This is a genomic window from Achromobacter pulmonis, from assembly GCF_021733725.1.
In the GTDB taxonomy this organism is placed as follows: Bacteria; Pseudomonadota; Gammaproteobacteria; order Burkholderiales; family Burkholderiaceae_B; genus Achromobacter; species Achromobacter pulmonis.
The window spans coordinates 1-20,161 of the sequence record NZ_JAIFOT010000002.1; the positions used below are offsets into that span (position 1 = coordinate 1).

The 20,161-nt window shown below is 67.0% G+C and carries 16 protein-coding genes; 5 read left to right on the plus strand and 11 right to left on the minus strand.

Annotated features, from left to right (window positions below; all coding sequences use genetic code 11):
- Positions 1–461: 461 nt before the first annotated feature.
- On the plus strand, positions 462–1,925 hold the full coding sequence (rng, locus tag K2W61_RS27265) for a ribonuclease G (protein ID WP_175135629.1): 1,464 nt from the start codon (positions 462–464) through the stop codon (positions 1,923–1,925).
- 294 nt (positions 1,926–2,219) lie between these two features.
- A complete protein-coding gene (locus tag K2W61_RS27270; RefSeq protein WP_236757113.1) occupies positions 2,220–2,924 on the plus strand; it encodes a DUF3053 domain-containing protein in 705 nt (234 codons plus the stop codon).
- Between the two features lie 58 nt (positions 2,925–2,982).
- On the opposite strand, the gene K2W61_RS27275 is transcribed toward K2W61_RS27270, so the two are convergent.
- From K2W61_RS27275 to msbA, 4 genes are all read right to left on the minus strand, one after another.
- The gene (locus tag K2W61_RS27275; RefSeq protein WP_236757114.1) at positions 2,983–4,470 is read right to left on the minus strand and encodes a GGDEF domain-containing protein; all 1,488 of its coding nucleotides are present in this window, start codon (positions 4,468–4,470) and stop codon (positions 2,983–2,985) included.
- A gap of 318 nt (positions 4,471–4,788) precedes the next feature.
- The gene (locus K2W61_RS27280; protein WP_175141757.1) at positions 4,789–5,013 is read right to left on the minus strand and encodes a hypothetical protein; all 225 of its coding nucleotides are present in this window, start codon (positions 5,011–5,013) and stop codon (positions 4,789–4,791) included.
- 147 nt (positions 5,014–5,160) lie between these two features.
- Positions 5,161–6,975 (minus strand): monovalent cation:proton antiporter-2 (CPA2) family protein, encoded by a 1,815-nt coding sequence (locus K2W61_RS27285; RefSeq protein ID WP_175135614.1) that lies wholly within the window; start codon positions 6,973–6,975, stop codon positions 5,161–5,163.
- A 35-nt stretch (positions 6,976–7,010) separates the two neighbouring features.
- Positions 7,011–8,786 (minus strand): lipid A export permease/ATP-binding protein MsbA, encoded by a 1,776-nt coding sequence (msbA, locus tag K2W61_RS27290; RefSeq protein WP_175135615.1) that lies wholly within the window; start codon positions 8,784–8,786, stop codon positions 7,011–7,013.
- Positions 8,787–8,894: 108 nt separating this feature from the next.
- On the opposite strand from msbA, the gene K2W61_RS27295 reads away from it, so the two are divergent.
- From K2W61_RS27295 to K2W61_RS27305, 3 genes are read left to right on the plus strand one after another with little or no spacing between them, the layout of a single operon-like run.
- Positions 8,895–9,866 (plus strand): glycosyltransferase family 9 protein, encoded by a 972-nt coding sequence (locus K2W61_RS27295; protein WP_175135616.1) that lies wholly within the window; start codon positions 8,895–8,897, stop codon positions 9,864–9,866.
- A 15-nt stretch (positions 9,867–9,881) separates the two neighbouring features.
- Complete coding sequence (locus K2W61_RS27300; protein WP_175135617.1) at positions 9,882–10,646, plus strand: YdcF family protein; 765 nt, start codon at positions 9,882–9,884, stop codon at positions 10,644–10,646.
- A 2-nt stretch (positions 10,647–10,648) separates the two neighbouring features.
- Positions 10,649–10,924 carry a YkgJ family cysteine cluster protein gene (locus tag K2W61_RS27305; protein WP_175135618.1) on the plus strand — a complete coding sequence of 92 codons (276 nt, stop codon included), beginning with the start codon at positions 10,649–10,651 and terminating at the stop codon, positions 10,922–10,924.
- A 54-nt stretch (positions 10,925–10,978) separates the two neighbouring features.
- Here the strand turns inward: K2W61_RS27305 and K2W61_RS27310 are convergent, their stop codons facing one another.
- Genes K2W61_RS27310 through dnaE form a run of 7 tightly spaced genes read right to left on the minus strand, consistent with a single transcriptional unit; the run spans position 10,979 to position 20,136 of the window.
- Positions 10,979–12,127, minus strand: a complete 1,149-nt coding sequence (locus K2W61_RS27310; protein WP_236757115.1) for a glycosyltransferase family 4 protein — start codon at positions 12,125–12,127, stop codon at positions 10,979–10,981.
- Positions 12,102–12,827, minus strand: coding sequence for a polysaccharide deacetylase family protein (locus tag K2W61_RS27315; protein ID WP_236757117.1), 726 nt, complete (start codon positions 12,825–12,827; stop codon positions 12,102–12,104). The genes K2W61_RS27310 and K2W61_RS27315 overlap by 26 nt, the downstream gene beginning before the upstream one ends.
- 17 nt (positions 12,828–12,844) lie before the next feature.
- Positions 12,845–13,960, minus strand: a complete 1,116-nt coding sequence (locus K2W61_RS27320) for a glycosyltransferase family 4 protein (protein ID WP_175135621.1) — start codon at positions 13,958–13,960, stop codon at positions 12,845–12,847.
- Positions 13,957–14,712, minus strand: coding sequence for a glycosyltransferase family 2 protein (locus K2W61_RS27325; protein ID WP_175135622.1), 756 nt, complete (start codon positions 14,710–14,712; stop codon positions 13,957–13,959). The genes K2W61_RS27320 and K2W61_RS27325 overlap by 4 nt, the downstream gene beginning before the upstream one ends.
- Positions 14,709–15,557, minus strand: coding sequence for a polysaccharide deacetylase family protein (locus K2W61_RS27330; protein WP_236757118.1), 849 nt, complete (start codon positions 15,555–15,557; stop codon positions 14,709–14,711). The genes K2W61_RS27325 and K2W61_RS27330 overlap by 4 nt, the downstream gene beginning before the upstream one ends.
- The gene (locus tag K2W61_RS27335; RefSeq protein WP_175135624.1) at positions 15,554–16,645 is read right to left on the minus strand and encodes a glycosyltransferase family 4 protein; all 1,092 of its coding nucleotides are present in this window, start codon (positions 16,643–16,645) and stop codon (positions 15,554–15,556) included. The genes K2W61_RS27330 and K2W61_RS27335 overlap by 4 nt, the downstream gene beginning before the upstream one ends.
- Positions 16,645–20,136 carry a DNA polymerase III subunit alpha gene (gene dnaE, locus K2W61_RS27340; RefSeq protein WP_236757119.1) on the minus strand — a complete coding sequence of 1,164 codons (3,492 nt, stop codon included), beginning with the start codon at positions 20,134–20,136 and terminating at the stop codon, positions 16,645–16,647. The genes K2W61_RS27335 and dnaE overlap by 1 nt, the downstream gene beginning before the upstream one ends.
- Positions 20,137–20,161: the final 25 nt, after the last annotated feature.

Here is a 20,161-nt window from a genome sequence, read left to right on the forward strand (position 1 = left end):
CGCCCCGCGACAAACCCGCTTGCCGTAGCCTTCGGATCCGTTGCACTTGCCTGGCCTCGCCGCTCAACAAAACTGCTTGAACTGCGAAGGAGCGAGACTATAGCACAGAATTTCGGCTTGTCACACGGCTGCCCCATAAAGCCTGATGAATCCTGCGCCGCTCCGTATCGCGCGGGGCCGCGGGGACACATCCACGGCTCGTCACACCGGCAAGCGCACTTGCCCAACGCCGCATCTCTCTATATAGATAGCGCTATGCCATGCGTGGCAGCGGCGGTCGGGCCGGCCCGACCGCCGCTGCCTATATCTATATAAGGGCCCAGGCCTTCCTTATATGGATAGCCCTCCCCGCCAGGCCGGCCTCGCCGCCGCTTGCCTGCCCCATCGGTACGTTTACTATTCGCCTTGCGCCGTACAGCCCTTACCTCGGAGAAGATGCCCTCATGCCCCCAACCATCGCGTTGAGCGAAGATATCCTGATCAACGTCACGCCTTTCGAGACGCGCGTCGCGCTGGTCGAGCAGGGCTCGGTACAGGAGCTGCACGTGGAACGCAGCATCCAGCGCGGTCACGTTGGCAATATCTATCTGGGGCGGGTGGTCCGGGTACTGCCGGGCATGCAGAGCGCCTTCATCGACATTGGCCTGGAGCGCGCCGCCTTCATCCATATCGCCGATCTGCGCGAGAACCGGGGAGAACGCAGCCAGGGGCTGACGCCTACGCCTATCGAAAAGCTGCTGTTCGAGGGGCAGACCATCATGGTGCAGGTGGTCAAGGATCCGCTTGGGACCAAGGGCGCCCGCCTGTCGACGCAGATCAGCATGGCCGGCCGCATGCTGGTGTACCTCCCGCATGACCCACATATCGGTATTTCACAGAAGATCGACTCGGAGTCCGAACGCATCCAGCTGCGCGAACGCCTGCAGGCGCTGATGCCGGCCGAAGAGAAAGGCGGCTTCATCGTGCGCACCCAGGCCGAGGGCGCCAATGACGACGAACTGACCGCCGACCTGGAATATCTGCGCAAACTGTGGGCCAGCGTACAGGCCGCGGCCCGCACCCAGCCGGCGCCGGCGCTGCTGCACCAGGACCTGACGCTGGCGCAGCGCGTGCTGCGCGACATGGTCGGACCGGCCACCGGTACGATCCTGGTGGATTCGCGCACCACCACCGCGGCGATGCTGGAATGGGCCCGCGTCTATACGCCGTCGGTGGTCGATCGCATCCAGCACTACAGCGGCGAGCGCCCCCTGTTCGATACCGCCAATGTCGACGAGGAGATCGCGCGGGCGCTGTCGCGCCGCGTCGACCTGAAGTCCGGCGGCTACCTGATCATCGACCAGACCGAGGCCTTGACGACGGTCGACGTCAATACCGGCGGCTTTGTCGGGGGCCGCAATTTCGACGACACCATCTTCAAGACCAATCTGGAAGCGGCGCAGGCCATCGCGCGCCAATTGCGGCTGCGCAATCTGGGCGGCATCGTCATCCTGGACTTCATCGATATGGAGGAGCAGGAGCATCGTGAAACCGTGCTGGCAGAACTGAAGAAGGCGCTGGCGCGCGACCGGACCCGCATGACGGTTAATGGCTTCACCCAGCTCGGCCTGGTGGAGATGACGCGCAAGCGCACCCGCGATTCGCTCGCGCACCAGTTGTGCGAACCCTGCCCCATGTGCGAGGCGCGCGGCAATGTACGCACGCCGCGTACGGTCTGCTACGAGATCCTGCGCGAGATCCTGCGCGAGGCGCGCCAGTTCAATCCCAAGGAGTTCCGCATTCTGGCGTCGCAGGAAGTGGTGGATCTGTTCCTCGAAGAGGAAAGCCAGCATCTGGCGATGCTGGGGGACTTCGTCGGCAAGCGGGTGTCTCTGGAAGTCGAGAGCACATACTCGCAGGAAAAGTACGACATCATCCTAGTTTGAGGCCCGCCGTCTTGCCTGCTCCAGGCAGGTCGCGCAAGATTCACGACACCGGAAAGCCGCGCAAGCGGCTTTCTTTCCATCGGCTCCATGCCGTTGCTCCGGCTCTCGCGCATAACAGCTGCGACGCAAACTTTCACGTCAATGTGTGTGAACTTTGTATCGTGACACTTCGATTGAAATGAAGTTTGAAACCCGTGGCGGCCATGGCGATGACCCGATAAGCTCGCCACCGGCTGGCTGGCCCCGGCGTCCCCGAGGCTACGCCATTTCCCATGTTTTACGGAGAATCACGCAATGAAAACCCTGTTCCGGCCGTTCCTGCTGCTGGCCCTGGCCTTGCCGCTGGTGCTGGCCGCCTGCGGCAACAAAGAACCCGAACAACGCGCCGCGTTCATGCAGTTCCTGCAGACCCGCATCATCGACAAGCCGGGCGTGCGCGTGCCGCAGCCGACGGCAGAAGAAAAGAAATCGTTCGGCGACTACGCCGCGCAATACGCGGTGATCACCGACTTCAATGCCGGCATGGACGCCTCGGTCAAGCCGATGGGCAGCCTGATGCAGAAAGGCGCTGTGCGCACGCTGAACGATGTGATCGCGCGCCGTGACGATCTCAAGACGGTGCAGACCGCGCTCAAGGACATGGGCGAGGCCCTGGCCAAGGAACAAGCCAAGGCCGACGCCGCCCATGCGCAGCTCAAGCAGCCCGACGACCTGAAGGCGGTGTACGACAAGGCTTACGACAAGACCGTGACGGTGCCCGCCAACACTTTCCGGGAGGTGTTGCCGCAGATCAGCGGTACGCTGGACAGCAGCCTGAAGGTGGCGGAGTACGTGGAAGCGCACAAGGCGCAGATCGACCTGTCGGGCCCTGCTCCGCGAGTGCAGGATCCTGCCGTGCTGGCCGAGCTGAACACGCTGCTGCAGGACCTGAGCGCGCAGGCGCAGAAAGTGCAACAGGCGCAGCACCGCCTGCAGGCGGTGATGCTGGGCGGTCGATAACCGGCGGATCCACACCTGATGAAGACGGCCCGACAGGGCCGTTTTTTTTTACCGCATCTCAGCCGGTCAGACCGGGGCCGTCCGCACTCGCCACGCGGTTGCGCCCAGCCTCCTTGGCGCGATAGACCGCGGCGTCGGCCGCCTCGACCAGAGTAGCCATGTCATCGTCCGGCCGAGGCATCACCGTGGCGACTCCGATGCTGACCGTGACGATGCCCCCCTCGTTGTCCAGATGCTCGGCGCGCAGCCCGATCACCGCCCGGCGGATGCGCTCGGCAATTTCCAGCGCCCGCTTGCTCGATGTATCGGGCAGCAGTGCGACGAACTCCTCGCCGCCGTAGCGCGCCGCCAGGTCGCGCGGACGCCGGGCATTGTCGCGCACCTTCGAGGCCAGCATCTTGAGCAACTGGTCACCCTCTTGATGGCCGTAGCGGTCGTTGTAGCGCTTGAAGCGGTCAGCGTCGAGGAACAGCAGCGACAGCGGCTGACCCGCGCGGCACGCGCTGGCCCACTCCCGCGCAAGCGACTCGTCGAACGTGCGGCGATTGGCGATGCCGGTCAGGCCATCGGTCTGGGCCGCTTTCTCGAGTTGGGTCTCGATTTCCTGCCGCAAGCGCGTCTCGCGCCGGTACAGCACGATCTGCGCCATCACCGACACAAACAGCGCGAGCGTGACCGGGATAATGAGCATCGCGCGCCGCACCCAGGGGGCCAGCACTTCATCGACCGCCATTGCCACGTCGATGACCAAGGGCGTACCGGGTACCGTGTCGAAGGTGTACAGGCGGTTGACGCCATCGGGCGCCAGCGCGCCGACGAACACCCCGTCGCGGCGAATCAGGAACTGCTGGAACGCCGGCGAATGGCTGATATCGGCGTCGATATCCCGGGAGGAGTACGGCGTGCGCGCGATCACGGCGCCATCATTGCGCAAGATCGCGATGGCATCGCGGGGACCGATCGACAAGCGGGCGAATCGCTCGCGGAAATAAGCCAGTCGCAGGGAGCCCGACACCACGCCGGCGAAGCTGCCATCCGGATTGGAGAGCCGGCGACTGATGCCGATGCTTTCGTCGCCGCCACGCAGGCGGCTGAGATAGGGACGGCCGACGTACATGCCGACGTCGGCCTGATCGCGATGGACCTGGAAGAAGTCGCGATCGGCGAAGTTCATATCGGGTGGCTGCAGGCTCTGCGAGTCGTAGCGGACGTTGCCATCCTTATCCAGGATAAGAATGGTGCCCAGGTACTCGGCACTGGCGGCGCGGTCGAACAGGAACCGATGCAGGGTGGCGGGCGGCAGTTGTTCGATGCCAGGCTCGTGCAACCGCTCGATGACGCCCTGCAGCGACAGATCGTAGACGCGGATGGTGCGCCCGATATCGGCCGAGAGGATTTCCGCGAGGTTGCTGGCGGCAACATGGGCCAGGTTCCAGGTGATGCGCCGATCCATCCACAGTAGCGCGACTGCGGCCGCGCAGATGCCGATGGCGACCAGTCCCGCCAGGGCATAAAGGCTACCGCGCAATAACCCATGAGACTTCAACAAGGCGCTCCTTCGCGATTGCGACGGGGTGTCGTGCTTTTTTGGGCTCATCATGCCGCAAGCGCACGCACCCAGGCAAGCCCGTGAGCCTATCGACAGCCAGGACGGGGGGTTACAATCCGATGATCTGCAACGGGAAATGCCAATCCACATCGGTGGCGGCATTGGCATTGCCCTGATTCCGCGGCATGGCGCCGACACGGCGGCGGTAGGGCACGCACCCGACCGGGCAAATCGGCCGGGATGGGCCGGGCGCCGATGGCCCAGCCCTGACCGGATAGCGGTCGCGCGCCTCAGGGCCGCGCGACCGGACCGGCATCAGGATGCCGTGGCGGCGATCCGGAAGGGAAAGGCCTTGGCGCCACGGACCTTGCCGGTTTCGCGGTGGGCATTGATGGCCCAGGCCTGACCGGCGCCGCCGGCCGGGATCAGCCGACGCATGGCGCCGGCGGAGAATCCGCAGCCCAGGGCCACGGCCTGGCGCCGTGCCAGTTCAAACCCGACAGCATGCGGGGTCGTGGAAATGCGATCCGATTGCAGCATGGCAGCCCCCTGGGCAGAAACGCTTCGGAAGTGAAGCGTGGTTGGAGACAAATCTACCTCAGCCGCCCGGACTTGCGCGTGAAATGATGCGTAAAGTATTGCAAAGAGACGGTAATACGCGGAACGGCCCGCCCCGTCACACGCCGGTCATGCCGGCGCGCCAGGTTCGGCGTGGCCGGCCGGCCTGGTGGTTTCGCGGTCAGGCTGGTCATTCCGGCCATCGGCCGGACCGGTCATGTTGCCGTACAGCAGGGAGCGCCCGGCGAACAGGCCACCCGCCACCTCCAGGTCGAACCGCTCGGTGTCGCGCTTGCGCACATCCGCCACCACTTCGGCCGCTTCGTCCGCAGGCACGCCGACGGCGCGCAACGCGGCTTCGCCGAATACCAGGGCCGATTCGAAGGTCTCGCGCACCTGGTAGTCGACGCCCTCCTTGGCCAGGGCCAGGGAATGAATGCGGTCGTAGGCGCGCACCACCAGTTGCACCAGAGGAAATTCGGCCTTGATCAGCTTGACCATGTGATTGACCGACTGCGGGTTGTCGATACAGATCAGGATGGCCTTGGCGGTTTCCGCGCCGGCCGTGCGCAGCATGTCGATGCGGGTACCGTCCCCGTAATACACCTTGACGCCCCACTTGGCGGCCGCGCGAATGGCGTCGGTATCGGTATCCAGGATCGACACTTTCATGTCGCGCGCCAGCATCGCCTGGGTCACGATCTGGCCGAAACGGCCGAAACCGACGATCAACGCGCAGCCTTCCAGATCCCGCGCCACGTCGACCCCTTCCATCGAGGGCGCGGGCCTGGGCAGCAACCCGCGCAGCGCCAGCACGCACAGCGGCGTGAGCGCCATCGAAATGATGACCACCGCGACCAGGACCGCGGCCAGGTGCGCATCGAAGATGCCCGCTGCGGCTGCCGCTCCATACAGCACAAAGGCGAATTCGCCGCCCTGCGCCAGCAGCGCGGCGCGCGTGAGCGCCTCGGCATGGCTGGCGCGCAGCATGCGCGCGACCAGGTAGACCCCGACCGATTTGACCAGCATGAACACAAGCACGCCGGCCAGGATCAGTTGCCATTCGCGCGCCACGGCGGCCAGGTCCAGCGACATGCCGACGCCGAGGAAAAACAGGCCCAGCAGGATGCCGCGGAAGGGTTCGACCTCGGCTTCCAGCTGGTGGCGGAAGGTGGACTCGGACAACAGCACCCCCGCGAGGAAAGCGCCCATGGCCATGGACAGGCCACCCAGCTCCATCAGCAGGGCCGCGCCCAGCACCACCAGCAAGGCGGCGGCCGTCATGACTTCGCGCGCGTGCGCCGTGGCCAGCAGCCGGAACAGCGGGTTGAGCAGCCAGCGGCCGGCCGCCAGCAGCGCCAGCACGCAGCCGAGCGCGATGCCGGCCTGCAGCCAGGGATCGCCATGTTCGGTGCCGGCCGGCGCCAGCAGCGCCACCAGGGCCAGCAATGGCACGATGGCCAGGTCTTCGAGCAGCAGGATCGATACGATGCGCTGGCCCTGGGCGCTGGCGGTTTCATCGCGCTCGGCCAGGATCTGCATGACGATGGCGGTGGAGGACAACACGAACCCCATTGCCGCCATGAAGGCCGCCGGCCCTGACAAGCCGGCGGCCAGGCCGACCGCCGTCAGCAGCGCGCCGCAGGCCAGCACCTGGGCCACGCCCAGGCCGAAGATTTCGCCACGCAGCTTCCATAGCCGCGACGGCTGCATTTCCAGGCCGATGATGAACAGGAACATCACCACGCCCAGCTCGGCCACGTGCAGGATGGCGCCCGGATCGGAGAACCAGCCGATGCCGAACGGGCCGATAGCCAGCCCGGCGGCCAGGTAGCCCAGGACGGATCCCAGTCCGAGGCGCTTGAACAGGGGCACCGCCACCACCGCGGCCCCCAGCAGAACGACGACGTTGACGAGCTGGTTGCCTTCTGCGGGCAGGGACATGGGCGGGCTCCTGGATGGCCTGTCGCGGCGCGCTATCAGTCTTCGCGGAACTGCATGTTGTAGAGCGAGGCGTACAGGCCGTTGGCGGCCAGCAATTCGGCGTGGGGGCCCTGCTCGACGATCTTGCCGGCGTCCAGCACGATGATGCGGTCGGCGTTCTGCACCGTCGACAGGCGGTGCGCGATGACCAGCGTGGTGCGGCCCTTCATCAGGCGTTCGAGCGAGGCCTGCACCTGGCGTTCGGACTCGTTGTCGAGCGCCGAGGTGGCCTCGTCCAGGATCAGGATGGGTGCGTTCTTGATCAGGGCGCGGGCGATCGCCAGGCGCTGGCGCTGGCCGCCGGACAGGCGCGCGGCGTTTTCGCCGACCAGGGTGTTGATGCCCTGCGGCAGGCCTTCGACGAAATCCAGCAGGTTGGCGGCGGCCAGGGCATCGCGCACCTGCTGCTCGCTGGCCTCGCCCAGCGCGCCATAGCCGACGTTGGCGGCAATGCTGTCGTCGAACAGCACCACGTCCTGGCTGACCAGCGACAGGTGCGAACGCAGGCTGCGCAGCTTCAGGTCGTTGATCGGCACGTCGTCGACATAGATGGCGCCGCTGTCGGCCAGCACGAAGCGCGGCAGCATATTGACCAGCGTGGTCTTGCCGCTGCCGGAGCGGCCCACCAGGGCCACGGTCTGGCCGGGCTCGACCACGAACGACACGTCGTTGACGGTGTCGCGGTCGGCGTCGGAAAAGCGGTGGGTGACGTTGCGGAATTCGACCTTGCCGCGCACCGGCTCGGGCAGCTCGCGCGTGCCGGTGTCGCTCTCGGGCACCTGGTCGATGAGCGTGAACACGCTTTCGGCCGACACCAGCATCTTCTGCATGCGGGCGGCCAGATTGGTCAGGCGCTTGATGGGATCGAAGATCTGGGCCAGCGCGGCCATGAAGGAAGCGAAGCTGCCGACCGTGAGCGAGCCGTTGTTGGCCTGGCCCAGGGCCACGGCGATGACCGCGCCCACCGAGATCGAGATGCACACCTGGGTCAGGGGCGTCAGGGCGGCGTCGGCAGTGGCGGTGCGCATGGCGAAGCGGCGCAGGCGGCTGCTGACGAAATCGAAGCGGCCGCGCTCGACCTCGTAACCGTCGAACAGCTTGATGACGCGCTGGCCATCGATGCCCTCGCTGACCACGCGGGTCAGTTCGGCGTTCATGTTGACGGTATCGCGGTTGATGCGGCGCAGACGCTTGATGAAGGTGCGCGCGATCAGCACCGAGACCGGCAGCATGATCAGGATGATCAGGGTCAGAACCCAAGAGGTGTACAGCAGCACACAGATCAGGGCGATGACCACCAGGGTTTCCCGCACCAGCACCGTGATGACGTCGGTGGCGTAGCCGGTGACGTTGCCGGCGTCGATCGTGAAGCGGTTCAACAGGCGGCCTGTGTCGCCGCGCTTGAAATCGGCGTCGGGCAGGCCCAGCAGGCGCTCGAACATGTCGCGCCGCATGCCCAGCAAGACGTTGTTGGCCACCCAGGCCAGCAGGTAGTCACTGAAGAAATTGCAGACGCCGCGCACGAAGATCAGGCCGATCACCGCCAGCGGCAGGGCCCAGACATAGTAGGGTTTGGCGCCCGAGAAGCCATCGTCCAGCAAGGGCTTCATGATGACGGCCAACGTGGGTTGCGTGGCGGCGGCGCCGGCCATCAGCAGCGTCGCCAGCACCAGCCCCTTCCAGTAGGAGCCGACCCGGCTATAGATACGGCTCCAGAGTTCAGCTCGGACGGGCTGGGAGCCCGCGGGCGCGTTGCGTGCGGCAGAATTCAATGGAATCACTCGCTTTTATACAATTGTGCCCCGGATTGTACTGGCTACGCGTTGTCACGCGAGGCCGGGCGTCCCCCTTTCAGCCCCTATCGCACGCCGCGCCCGCCCATGTCCGAAATCAGTTGCCTCTACGTCCGCTTGCCGAATTGGGTCGGTGATGTCTGCATGAGCCTGCCCAGCCTGCGCGCCTTGCAGGCCGCCGGCCTGCCCCTGGTGATCTGTGCCCGCCCCTGGGCCCGGGATCTTCTGGAGGGCATCGAAAAACAGCAGTTCCTGCCGATGTTGGGAAAATTAGGGCCAGATAGAGCCACCGTCGCCGCGCATCGCCGCACCCTGGGCGCGGGTGCCCGCCATGTCCGCGGCCTGCTGCTGCCGGATTCGCTCTCCAGCGCCCTGGTGTTCCGCCTGGCGGGCGTGCCCTCGGCCGGCTACCGCGACGACGGCCGCAGTTTCCTGCTGCGCTGGCCGGTAACCAAGCCAGAGGCGGCGCTGCACGCGGTACAGGCCTGGCATCATCTGACGCGCGCGGCGCTGGGCCGCTGGGGATTGCCGGCCGGCCCCGCCGAACCGGGCCCGACGCTGGACCTGCCGCTGACGCCGGCCCACCAGGACGCGGCGGCGCTGGCGCTGGAAGCGGCCGGCCTGGCCGGCCAGCGTTTCGTGCTGATCGCCCCGACCGCGACCGGCCTGCACAAGGGCAAGGTCAAGGTATGGCCAGGATTCGATACACTTACCCGGGCACTGCAGGCACGGGGCCATACCGTGGTAATGTGCCCCCCTCCGGCGGAGACCGACGAAGCCCGGCGCAATGCGCCCACGGCGCAGTTGCTGGCCCCGCTCTCGCTGGGCGCGTTTGCCGCACTGACGGCGCGCGCGGCGTTGGTGATTTGCAACGACTCGGGCGTCTCGCACGTCGCCGCGGCGGCAGGCGCCCGGGAGCTGACCTTGTTCGGCGTCACCCGTCCCGGCCGCACCGGCCCATGGTCGCCCCGGGCGGTATGCGTCGGCTCGGAGACGGCCTGGCCGTCCAACGCGCTGGTCGAGCAGCAGGCCTGTCAGTTGCTCGATCGCTTGCCGTAAACGGATTGTTTTGACATGACCCTTTCGAGCTATCTCACGAACCTGATCATTCCGTTCAACCTGTGCCTGACCCTGGTGGTGCTAGGCCTGGTGCTGGGCCTGTTCCGGCTGCGCAAGACCGGCGGCGCCCTGATCGTCGCCGGCCTGCTATGGGCGCTGGCGTGGTCGCTGCCCGTCACTTCGTTGTGGCTGGGCGGCGCGCTGGAAGGCCGCTATCCGCACCTGCCGCCGGCCGAATCCCCCACGGCCGACGCCATCGTGGTGCTGGGCGGCAACACTGCCAACGGCCGGGCCAACTGGTTTCTGCCCTACGACAAGGACACCGCCGTGGTGCGCGTGGACACGGCGGCGCAGCTGTACCTGGCCGGCCGCGCGCCCAAGGTGGTGCTGTCCGGCGGTGCGCTCGAAGGCGACGTCAGCGAGGCCCGCGGCATGGCCCACGCGATCCGCCAGCAAGGCGTGCCGGAATCCGCACTGATCCTGGAGAACGCCAGCCGCACGACTTACGAGAACGCGGCCCTGACCGAGGACCAGCTCAAGGCGCGCGGCATCGGCAAGGTGCTGCTGGTGACCTCGGCTCTGCATATGCCGCGCGCCATGGCGGCGTTTTCCAAGCAGGGCGTGGTGGCCATCGCCGCCCCCGCCCCGCCACAGATCGTGCCGCCCGCCGACGGTTCGCTGAACCGCTGGCTGCCCGACCAGCGCACCTTCGACGCCAGCCGCTCCATCATCAAGGAATACGCCGGCCTGTTCGTCTACTGGCTGCGCGGGTGGGTCTGACCATGACGGCGGCGCTGGCCTGCCGGCCGGGTTGCGGCGCCTGTTGCATCGCGCCATCGATCACCCGGCCAATACCGGGCATGCCGGATGGCAAGCCCGCGGGCGTGCCCTGTATCCAGCTGCTGCCGGACATGCGTTGCGCCCTCTTCGGGCACCCCTCGCGGCCGGATTTCTGCGGCGGGCTGCAGGCCCAGGCCGAGATGTGCGGCGCCGACCGGGAGTACGCGATCCACTGGCTGGACGCGCTGGAGCGGGCCACCGCGCCGGCCAGCCACTGAGCAGAAACGGGACCTCGCGGTCCCGTTTCTGCTTTACCGACCCGGCACGGCACCTTAGCCGCGCTCGGCCAGCACCGCCCGGTACAGGTCCTCGTAGCGCGCCGCCACCGTTTCCCAGCTCTGGTCGCGGGCGATGGCCAGGCCGCGTTCGGACAGGGCCGCGCGCAACTCGGGTTCGTCGCCCAGGCGTTGCAGGGCCTGGGCCAGTTGGGCGCCATCACGCGGATCCTGCAAGATCAGCGCATCCTTGCCCGCCGACAGGTACTGGGCGAAGCCGCAATAGGCGGGCGAGCTGACCACCACCGGCAACCCGTGCGACATGGCTTCCAGCGGCGCCATGGCGTAGCTGTCGTTGAGCGTGGGGTGGGCATAGATATCGGCGGCCGCGAAATAGCGCGCGACGTCCGGCGTGGGGTCGATCAGCGCGACGCGGCTGGCGACCGCGCCGGCGTTGCGCACCCGGTCACGGGTGGCCGCGTCGGCGCCCACCACCAGCAGGCGGTACTGCGCCGGCAGCAGCGCCAGCGCGTCGAGCAGCGCCGGCAGGCCCTTGCGCAGCGGGTTGCGCGCCACCAGCAGGCAGCCGATGGTCGCGGCGTCCCAGCCGACCTGCGCCCGGGTGGCGGCGCGGGCCGCCGCAGCGTCGGGCCCTGGCAGCTTGACGCCGGGCGCGATGATGTCGACCGGCAACTGCGGGCCGTAGCTGCGATGCAGCTGGTCCATGATGAGGCCCGACACCGCCACCACGCGACGCGCGGGCGCGCGGCGCACGCGGAATTTCTCGAGCAGCAGATAGGTGGCCAGGCGCGGGCTGAGCCAGGCGAGCACGCGCTTGAGCGGCTTGACCCGGGTCAGGCGGTTGTAGCGCACCGGCGTGACGTGCATGACCTGGATTTCGCCGGCCCAGCCGTTCATGTGCGAATGCACGATGTCGAAGTGGCCGCGCGTGAGACGGTCGGCCCGCCAGGCGAAATACAGCACCCGCATCCAGCTCGGCAGCCAGCCGGGAAAGCGCACCGGCAGGAAGGGAAACGGCAGGTCGCTGTCGAAGTCGCGTGCCACCACGGATACATCGTGCCGCTGGCCAAGCACGCGCATCAGCTCGACGCCGTAGGCTTCGGCGCCGCCGAAGCGGTTGCCGAAGCGGTCGACCAGCAGTGCGATGCGCAGCCGCCGTTCAGCCGCGCCCGCGCTTGTCTTCATAGCGGGTCAGGCATTTCTGCAGGAAACGGAAGATGCCGGTCGAGCGCGACACCGTCACGCGCGGCAAGCCGAAGGGATCGTCGCTGGCGTTGGCCAGGCCGCGCCGGGTGATCGTGGCGTTGTCATAGCCCGCCTCGCGCGCCATGACCAGGTGTTCCGGGCCATGATCGCCGTAGGGATAACAGAAGGCGGTGACGGGCGCGCCCAGCGCCTGTTCCAGCACGTCCTTGGACTCGACCATCTGGCGGCGCGCCTCGTCGGGCGTCATCTCGGGCAGATGAACGTGGTCCAGGGTATGCGACCCGACTTCGTGGCCGGACGCGGCCCATTGGCGCATTTCGTCGATCGTCATGAGCGGCGAGAACGGAATGCCGATCTTGGCGTCCCAGACGTTGCCGCCGTCGAACTGATTGGCCACCAGGTAGTTGGTGGCCGTGAACCCCAGTTCGTCGAGCACCGGCATGGCGTTCTGGACCACATTGCGGTAGCCGTCATCGAAGGTCACGCCAAACACCTTGCCGCGGCGTTCGCCCCGCACGTAGGGCATGACGTCGCGCATCGACAGGCCTCGGTAGCCCAGGCGGCGCATCCAGCGCATCTGGCGTGCGAAATCGTCCGGATGCACCGTCAGGCCGCGGAACGGCGTGCCCTTGGGATTGGGCTCGCCGATCTGGTGGTACATGAGAATTGGGATAGACATGGCGCGATTATAAGGGCTCAGTGTCCGCCCAATGTACGCTGGTAGACGTCGACCGTGGCTTGCGCGAAACGCGCCAGGTTGAAGTCGCGCTCGGCGGTCTGGCGGGCATTCGCGCCCATGGCACGGACCCGCGCGGGATCGTCGAGCATGAGGCGCAGGCGCGCGGTCATGGCGGCCACGTCGCGCACCGGCACGATCCAGCCATCGACGCCGTCGGTGACGTTTTCGGGCAGGCCGCCGGCGTCGGTCACCAGCGCGGGCAGGCCCAGGCCCATGATCTCGCGGCAGGCGAACGACAGGGCCTCGCGGTACGACAGCACGAAGCCGGCGTGGCACGCGGCCAGGGCCGCGCGCACATCGTCGAGCAAGCCGGGAAAGCGCACCTGGTCGATCATGCCCAGTTCGCGCACGCGGTCGAGCTTGGCTTCGGACGGCGGGTCGCCGGCCACCAGCAGCAGCACGCGTTGCTTGTCGCCCGGCGGCAGCGCCGCCACCGCAGCCACCAGGTCGAGCCAGCCCTTGTCGTAGTCGGTGCCGCCGGCGCTGCCCAGCAGCAACTTGCCGTGCCAATCCGGGCCGAAAAAGATCTCGCGCAGCTTGTCCAGGCTGTCAGGCGCCGGCGGCGCGAAAAAGCGCGTGTCGATGCCGTGGCGAATGGTGGTGATCGGCCGCTTGCGGTAAGGCGAATCGGACAGCAGGCGGTGGATGTAGTCGCTGACGGCGATGCTGTGGTCGGTGGCCAGCGCCACCCGCAGCTTGTGGCCGACGCTGGTGACCGGGTGATCGTTGTGCTTGGTGAACACGATGCGCGGGCGGCGCGCCAGGGCCAGCGTGGCCAGCATGACCTGCTTGTGATCGGCCGAGCCGTTGGCGTGGATGATATCGAAGCGGCCGTCCTTGATCAGGCGGCGCAGCCGGGCGCGGTCCTTGAACCAGGACGAGGGCCGCGTCGTGTAGCGCATATCGACCACCGTCACGCCCGGGATGGCCTTGGCGTAGCGGTGCAGGCGGCTGGTGGCGGGCGCGGCGACCGTGATCTGGTGTTCCGCAGCCAGGGCGCGGGCCAGATTGATGATATAGGTGACGTGCCCACCGCCATTGCCGGCGTGGAAGTTGGTATAGAGGATTCTCACTTGTTCTTCTCGGCCAGGAACATCAGCTTCGAATAACGGAAGAAACTGCCCGCCGCGGCCGTCACCGCCAGCACCAGGCCATGGCGGCCGTCCAGGAAGCCGCGCCGGATCAGGTAGATGCGCACGAAAGTCCAGAAGCTGTGTCCCAGCGCGCCGAAGACGCCGGTGCGCTTGCCCTTGGCGTACATCATGGCGGCGGCATCGGAGGAATAGCGGTTGATCTTGGTGACCAGCGCATCGAGGTTGTCGTACGGGTAATGCTGGAAGTAGCCCTTGAGCTGCAGCGGCGGCTGGCCGTTGGCCGGGACCACGCGTTCGTGCACGGCGGCATCGTTGAAGCGCGCCGTACCCCGCTTGAACAGGCGCAGCACGTAGTCCGGCCACCAGCCGCTGTGGCGGATGTCGCGGCCGCAGAAGTTCGACAGGCGGGCGATTTCGTAGGCGTCGGCGCGCGGCGCGGCCAGCGTGTCCTGGATTTCACGCGCCAGTTCGGGCGTGACGCGCTCGTCGGCGTCGATCGACAGCACCCAATCGCCGGTGGCCAGGTCGAGCGCGCGGTTCTTCTGCGGACCGAAGCCGGGCCAGTCGGACGTCACCTCGACGCGCGCGCCGAGCGCCCGCGCCAGCTCCACCGTGCCGTCGGTGCTGCCCGAATCCACCACGATGAATTCGTCGGCGAAGGCGACCGACTTGAGACACTCGGCGATATTGGCCGCTTCGTTCTTGGTGATGACTATGACAGATAACTTCATCCGCGATTCCTAAGACGCTTTTTCCAGGCCTTCCAGGCGTGATAGCGCGGTCCCCAGAAGGGATCGCGCGACAGCCAGATGCGCCGGTTCAACCAGGTGCCGCCCTGGTTGCGCACCGCGAAGCGGTAGATGTGGCCGGGGTCGGCGCCTGGGGTGTTCTGGCCGAAAGGGTCGGTAGTGTACAAGTGGTGAAAGCCTGCCTGCCTGGCGACTGCCACGTAGTCGGCGTCGAAATAGCCCTGCGGCCAGCACAGATGATCGCTGACCGCGCCCAGGCGCCGCGCCAGCGTCTCGCGCGAATCAGACAGCTCCTGGACGATATGGGCCCGCTTGGCTTCGGTATCGGCGCCGCAGACCTTGTCCCAGCGCGTATGCGTGTGGGTGTGCGAATGGAATTCGAAGGTGCCGGCGGCCCGCATCGCCTCGATCTCGCTCCAGCGCAGCATGACATCGTCGCCACGGCCCTGGGCGATCAGCTCTTTGCTGGCGCCGTGGTCGGGCGTGGCCGGCAGCGGCAAGCCCTGCCCCGCGTGCGGACGCACCGGGCCGTCGCCGATCCAGCCGGTGATGGTGAACAGCACGGCGCGCATGCCGTAACGCGCCAGCACCGGATGGGCGTGGACCCAGTTGTTGAGATAGCCGTCGTCGAAGGTGATCAGCACCGAACGCTCGGGGGCCGGCGCGCCGGCCAGGTAGGCGGCGAACTGCTCGGTGGACAGCGACTGGTAGCCAGCCCGCGCCAGGCGCGCAATCTGGGCCTCGAACACGTCGGGCATGGCGTTGATCATGCCGCCGGCCGGCGTGACGTGGTGGTACATCAGCACCGGAACATTGGGCGCGTTCATCCGCGCCGCTCCGCCAGCCAGCGGGCGTAGACGGCCTCAGTGGTCTCGGCCAGGCGGGCGGGCGAGAACACGCCCTCTTCCCAGACCATCTTGCGGCCGGCCTCGCCCATGCGCTGGCGCAGCCCGGCGTCATCGATCAATTGTTCAAGCGCAGCGGTGAGCGCGGCCGGGTCCTTGGGCGGCACCAGGATGCCGGTTTCGCCGTCGCGGAACATCTCGGAGACGCCGCCGACGTCGGTGCCGATGACCGGCAGGCCACTGGCCTGCGCTTCGACGTAGACGGTGCCGGAGGCCTCCTGCTGGGTCGCCAGCGCGAACAGGTCACAGCCGGCCAGCAGGTTGGGCACGTCGCGGCGCATGCCCATCAGGTGGATGCGGTCGGCCAGGCCGCGTTCGGTCACATAGGCCTGGGTCTGCTCGAACACCGGCGACCCGCCGCCCACGAACACCAGGTGCAGCTTGGGCCGGGTGGCCATCAGCGGCGCGATGGCGTCGATCAGGTCCTTGTGGCCCTTGGTGGCGCGCATCACGGCGACACAGCCGACCACCACGTCATCCGGCGCCAGCCCGAGCTCTTCGCGCAAGGTCGAGTGTTCGACCGGCGGCGGCAACACGATGGGCGAGTAGACGGTGGCAATGTGGCTGGCCGGCACGCCGCGCGCGATCAGGTGCTCGCGCACGTGGTCGCTGACAGTGGTGACGCGGTGCGGCAGGCGCGTGTACGACCAGAGCGAGCCGACCTTGTTGGACAGGTGGCGGGTGCGCACGATCAGCGGCGTGCCCGCCAGGCGGCCGGCAGCCGCGGCGATGACGGTGTCGCGCCGGCTGTGGGTATTGAGCACGTCGAAGCGGCCTTCGCGCAGGATCTGGCGGATGGCGACGACGCCCTTGAGGTAGTTGAGCGGCCCGTCCATCTCCAGCGTGTGGACGGTGAAGCCGGCGTCCGACAGGCGCTCGGCCAGCAGCGCGCTGGGCTGACAGATGGCTTCGAGGTGATGGCCACGCGCGCGCATGGCGTTCATTTCCTTGAAGATGCGGCCTTCCTGGCCGCCGAAGCTGGTGGCCGCTTCCGAGTGGACGATGCGCATCAGTAGGTGACCTCCACGCCGTTCGGCTTGGTCCAGGCGTTCAAGTTCTCGAGCAGCGTGTCGGCCATGCGCACGCGCCATTCCTCACCCAGCCGCACGGTGCAGAGGAAGTTGTTCTTGGTGTAGACGATGTCCACCGGCACGCCAGGGATGCCGTTCTCGGGTTCGGCGCGGAACGGGTTGAGCATCTGGCGCAGGCGCGCGGCGTCGGCACCGCCATTGAGCTTGACGCGCAGCGACTTGGCGCGCGCCTCGCGCGCCAGCTGCAGGTCGTACAACTGCTCGGCAACAATGCGCATGCCGCCGGAGTATTCGTCGTTGCTGACCTTGCCCTGGACGATGACCAATTGGTCTTCACGCAACCGGCCGCGGTGCTTTTCGTAAAGCTCGTTGAACACCGAGATCTCGACTTGCGCGGTGCCGTCGTCGAGTACCGCGAACACCATCTTGCCGCGCCGCGTCATCATGACGCGCACGCTGGCCAGCACGCCGCACATCCATTGCAGGTCGCGCTGCGGCTCGACCCGCGCCAGTTGCATCGGCACGATCTGGCGCACTTCGTCGCGCCAGGCGTCGAACAGGTGACCGCTGTAGTAGTAGCCCAGCGCCGATTTTTCCTCGGTCAGCTTCTTGTGCAGGTCCCAGGGCGCGACCTTGGCCAGTTCGCCGGCCACCACGTCGCTGCTGTCGTCGCCGAACAGCGAGGACTGGTTGGCGCTGCGCGCGGCCTGCTCGGCCGCTTCCATGGCGGTGGGCACCGAGGCCAGCATGGCGGCGCGGTTCGGTTCGATGGTGTCGAACGCGCCGGCCTTGATCAGGGCCTCGATGGTGCGGCGGTTGACCGCGTGCTTGCTGACGCGACGGCAGAAATCGAACAGGTTCTGGAACGGGCCGCCTTCCTTGCGGGCGCGCAGGATGTCCTCGACCGCGCCCTGGCCGGTGCCCTTGACCGCCCCCAGGCCGTAACGCATGGTGCGCGGCGGCTTGCCCTTTTCGGTGTACTTGTCGGCCACCGGCTCGAAGCGGTAGCCCGAGAAATTGACGTCGGGCGGCAGCACCTCGACGCCGTTGTCCTGGGCGTCGCGGCAGAAGATCTGGACCTTGTCGGTGTCGTCCATGTCGGAGGACATGGTGGCGGCCAGGAATTCGGTCGGGTGATAGGCCTTGAGCCAGGCGGTCTGGTACGAGATCAGCGCGTACGCGGCCGAGTGCGACTTGTTGAAGCCGTAGCCCGCGAACTTCTCCATCAGGTCGAACAGCTTGACCGCGAGGTCCGGATCGTGGCCCTTTTCCTTGGCGCCCTTCTCGAACAGCTCGCGGTGCTTGGCCATTTCCTCGGGCTTTTTCTTGCCCATGGCGCGGCGCAGCAGGTCGGCGCCGCCCAGCGAGTAGCCGCCGATGATCTGCGAGATCAGCATCACCTGTTCCTGGTAGACGATGACCCCGTAGGTGCTTTTTAGCGTGCTCTCCAGGTCGTTGTGGAAGTAGTCCACCGCGGCGCGGCCATGCTTGCGGTTGACGAAGTCGTCCACCATGCCCGATTCCAGCGGCCCCGGACGGTACAGGGCCAGCATGGCGATGATGTCTTCGAAGGTGTTGGGCCGCAGCTTCTTGAGCAGTTCCTTCATGCCGCGCGATTCCAGCTGGAACACCGCGGTGGTGTTGGCATCGCACAGGATCTTGTAGGCGGCCGGATCGTCCAGGCTGAGCGCCATGACGTCGAAGTCGCGCTTGTCCGCGTTGAACTGGCGCACGTAGCGCACCGCCCAGTCCAGGATGGTCAGGTTGCGCAGGCCCAGAAAGTCGAACTTGACCAGGCCGGCGGCTTCGACGTCGTCCTTGTCGAACTGCGAGACGGCGCTGTTCTCCTGTCCCGGCTGGCAATACAGCGGGCAGAAGTCGGTGAGCTTGCCGGGCGCGATCAGCACGCCGCCGGCGTGCATGCCGATGTTGCGGGTCAGCCCTTCGAGCGGCTTGGCCAGGTCGACCAGCGCGCGCACTTCCTCTTCCTGCTCGTAGCGGTCCTTGAAGGCCGGCTCATCCTTCAGGGTGCGTTCGAGCGTCCACGGATCCATCGGGTTGAACGGGATCAGCTTGGACAGGCCGTCGCAGAACATGTAGGGCATGTCCAGCACCCGGCCGGCGTCGCGCACCACCGCCTTGGCGCCGAGCGTGCCGAAGGTGGCGATCTGGCTGACGGCGGCGCGGCCGTACTTTTCCTTGACGTAGTCGATGACGCGTTCGCGGTTGTCCTGGCAGAAGTCGATATCGAAGTCGGGCATCGAGACCCGCTCAGGATTCAGGAAGCGCTCGAACAGCAAGTCGTAGCGGATCGGGTCCAGGTCGGTGATGCCCAGCGCGTACGCCACCAGCGAACCGGCGCCCGAGCCCCGGCCCGGGCCGACCGGCACGCCATTGTTCTTGCCCCAGTTGATGAAGTCCTGCACGATCAGGAAGTAGCCCGGGAAACCCATCTGGATGATGGTCTTGCATTCCCAGCGCAGGCGCTCGTAGTACTGCTCGCGCTTGGACTCGCGCTCGGCCTCGTCCGGGAACAGGAACGCCAGGCGTTTTTCCAGGCCCTCTTCGGACAACTGCACCAGGTAGTCGTCCAGCGACACGCCGTCGGGCGTGGGGAAGTTGGGCAGGCGCGGCTTGCCCAGCACCAGGCTGAGGTTGCAGCGCTTGGCGATCTCGACCGTGTTGGCCAACGCCGAGGGCACGTCGGCGAAGCGGCGCGCCATTTCCTCGGAGCTGAGCAGGTACTGTTCCTTGGTGAAACGGCGCACGCGGCGCGGGTTCGCCAGGATCTCGCCTTCGGCGATGCAGACGCGGGCCTCATGCGCCTGGAATTCGTATTCGTCCAGGAACTGCACCGGATGCGTGGCCACCACCGGCAGGCCGGCCTCGGCCGCCAGGCGCATGGCGGCCTGGGTGTAGGCTTCGTCGCCGTCCATGCCGGCGCGCTGCAGTTCGATGTAATAGCTGCCCGGGAACAGGTGCGCCCACTGGCGCGCCAGCGCCAGCGCCGACACCGCGTTGCCGGCATCCAGCGCCTGGCCGACGTCGCCGCCGCGGCCGCCGGACAGCACGATCAGGCCGTCCTGGCCCTGCAGCCATTCGCGGCGGATTTCGGCGCGGCCCTTGCCCTGGTTGGTCAGGAACGCACGCGACAGCAGTTCGCACAGGTTCAGGTAGCCCTGGTGGTTGCGCACCAGCAGCAGGATGCGGAACGGCTTGGCGGGATCCTCGTCGTTGCTCAACCAGACGTCACAGCCGGCGATGGGCTTGATGCCGGCGCTGCGCGCGCCCTTGTAGAACTTGATCAGGCCGAACAGATTCGACAGATCGGTCAGGGCGACGGCCGGCTGGCCGTGCTTGGCGACGCGCTTGATGAGGTCAGGGATGCGCACGATGCCGTCCACCACCGAGAACTCGGAGTGAACGCGCAGGTGGACAAATGGGGACGGGTTTGTTACGGCTTCGGACATAGCAGGAATTGTACCTAGTCGGAGG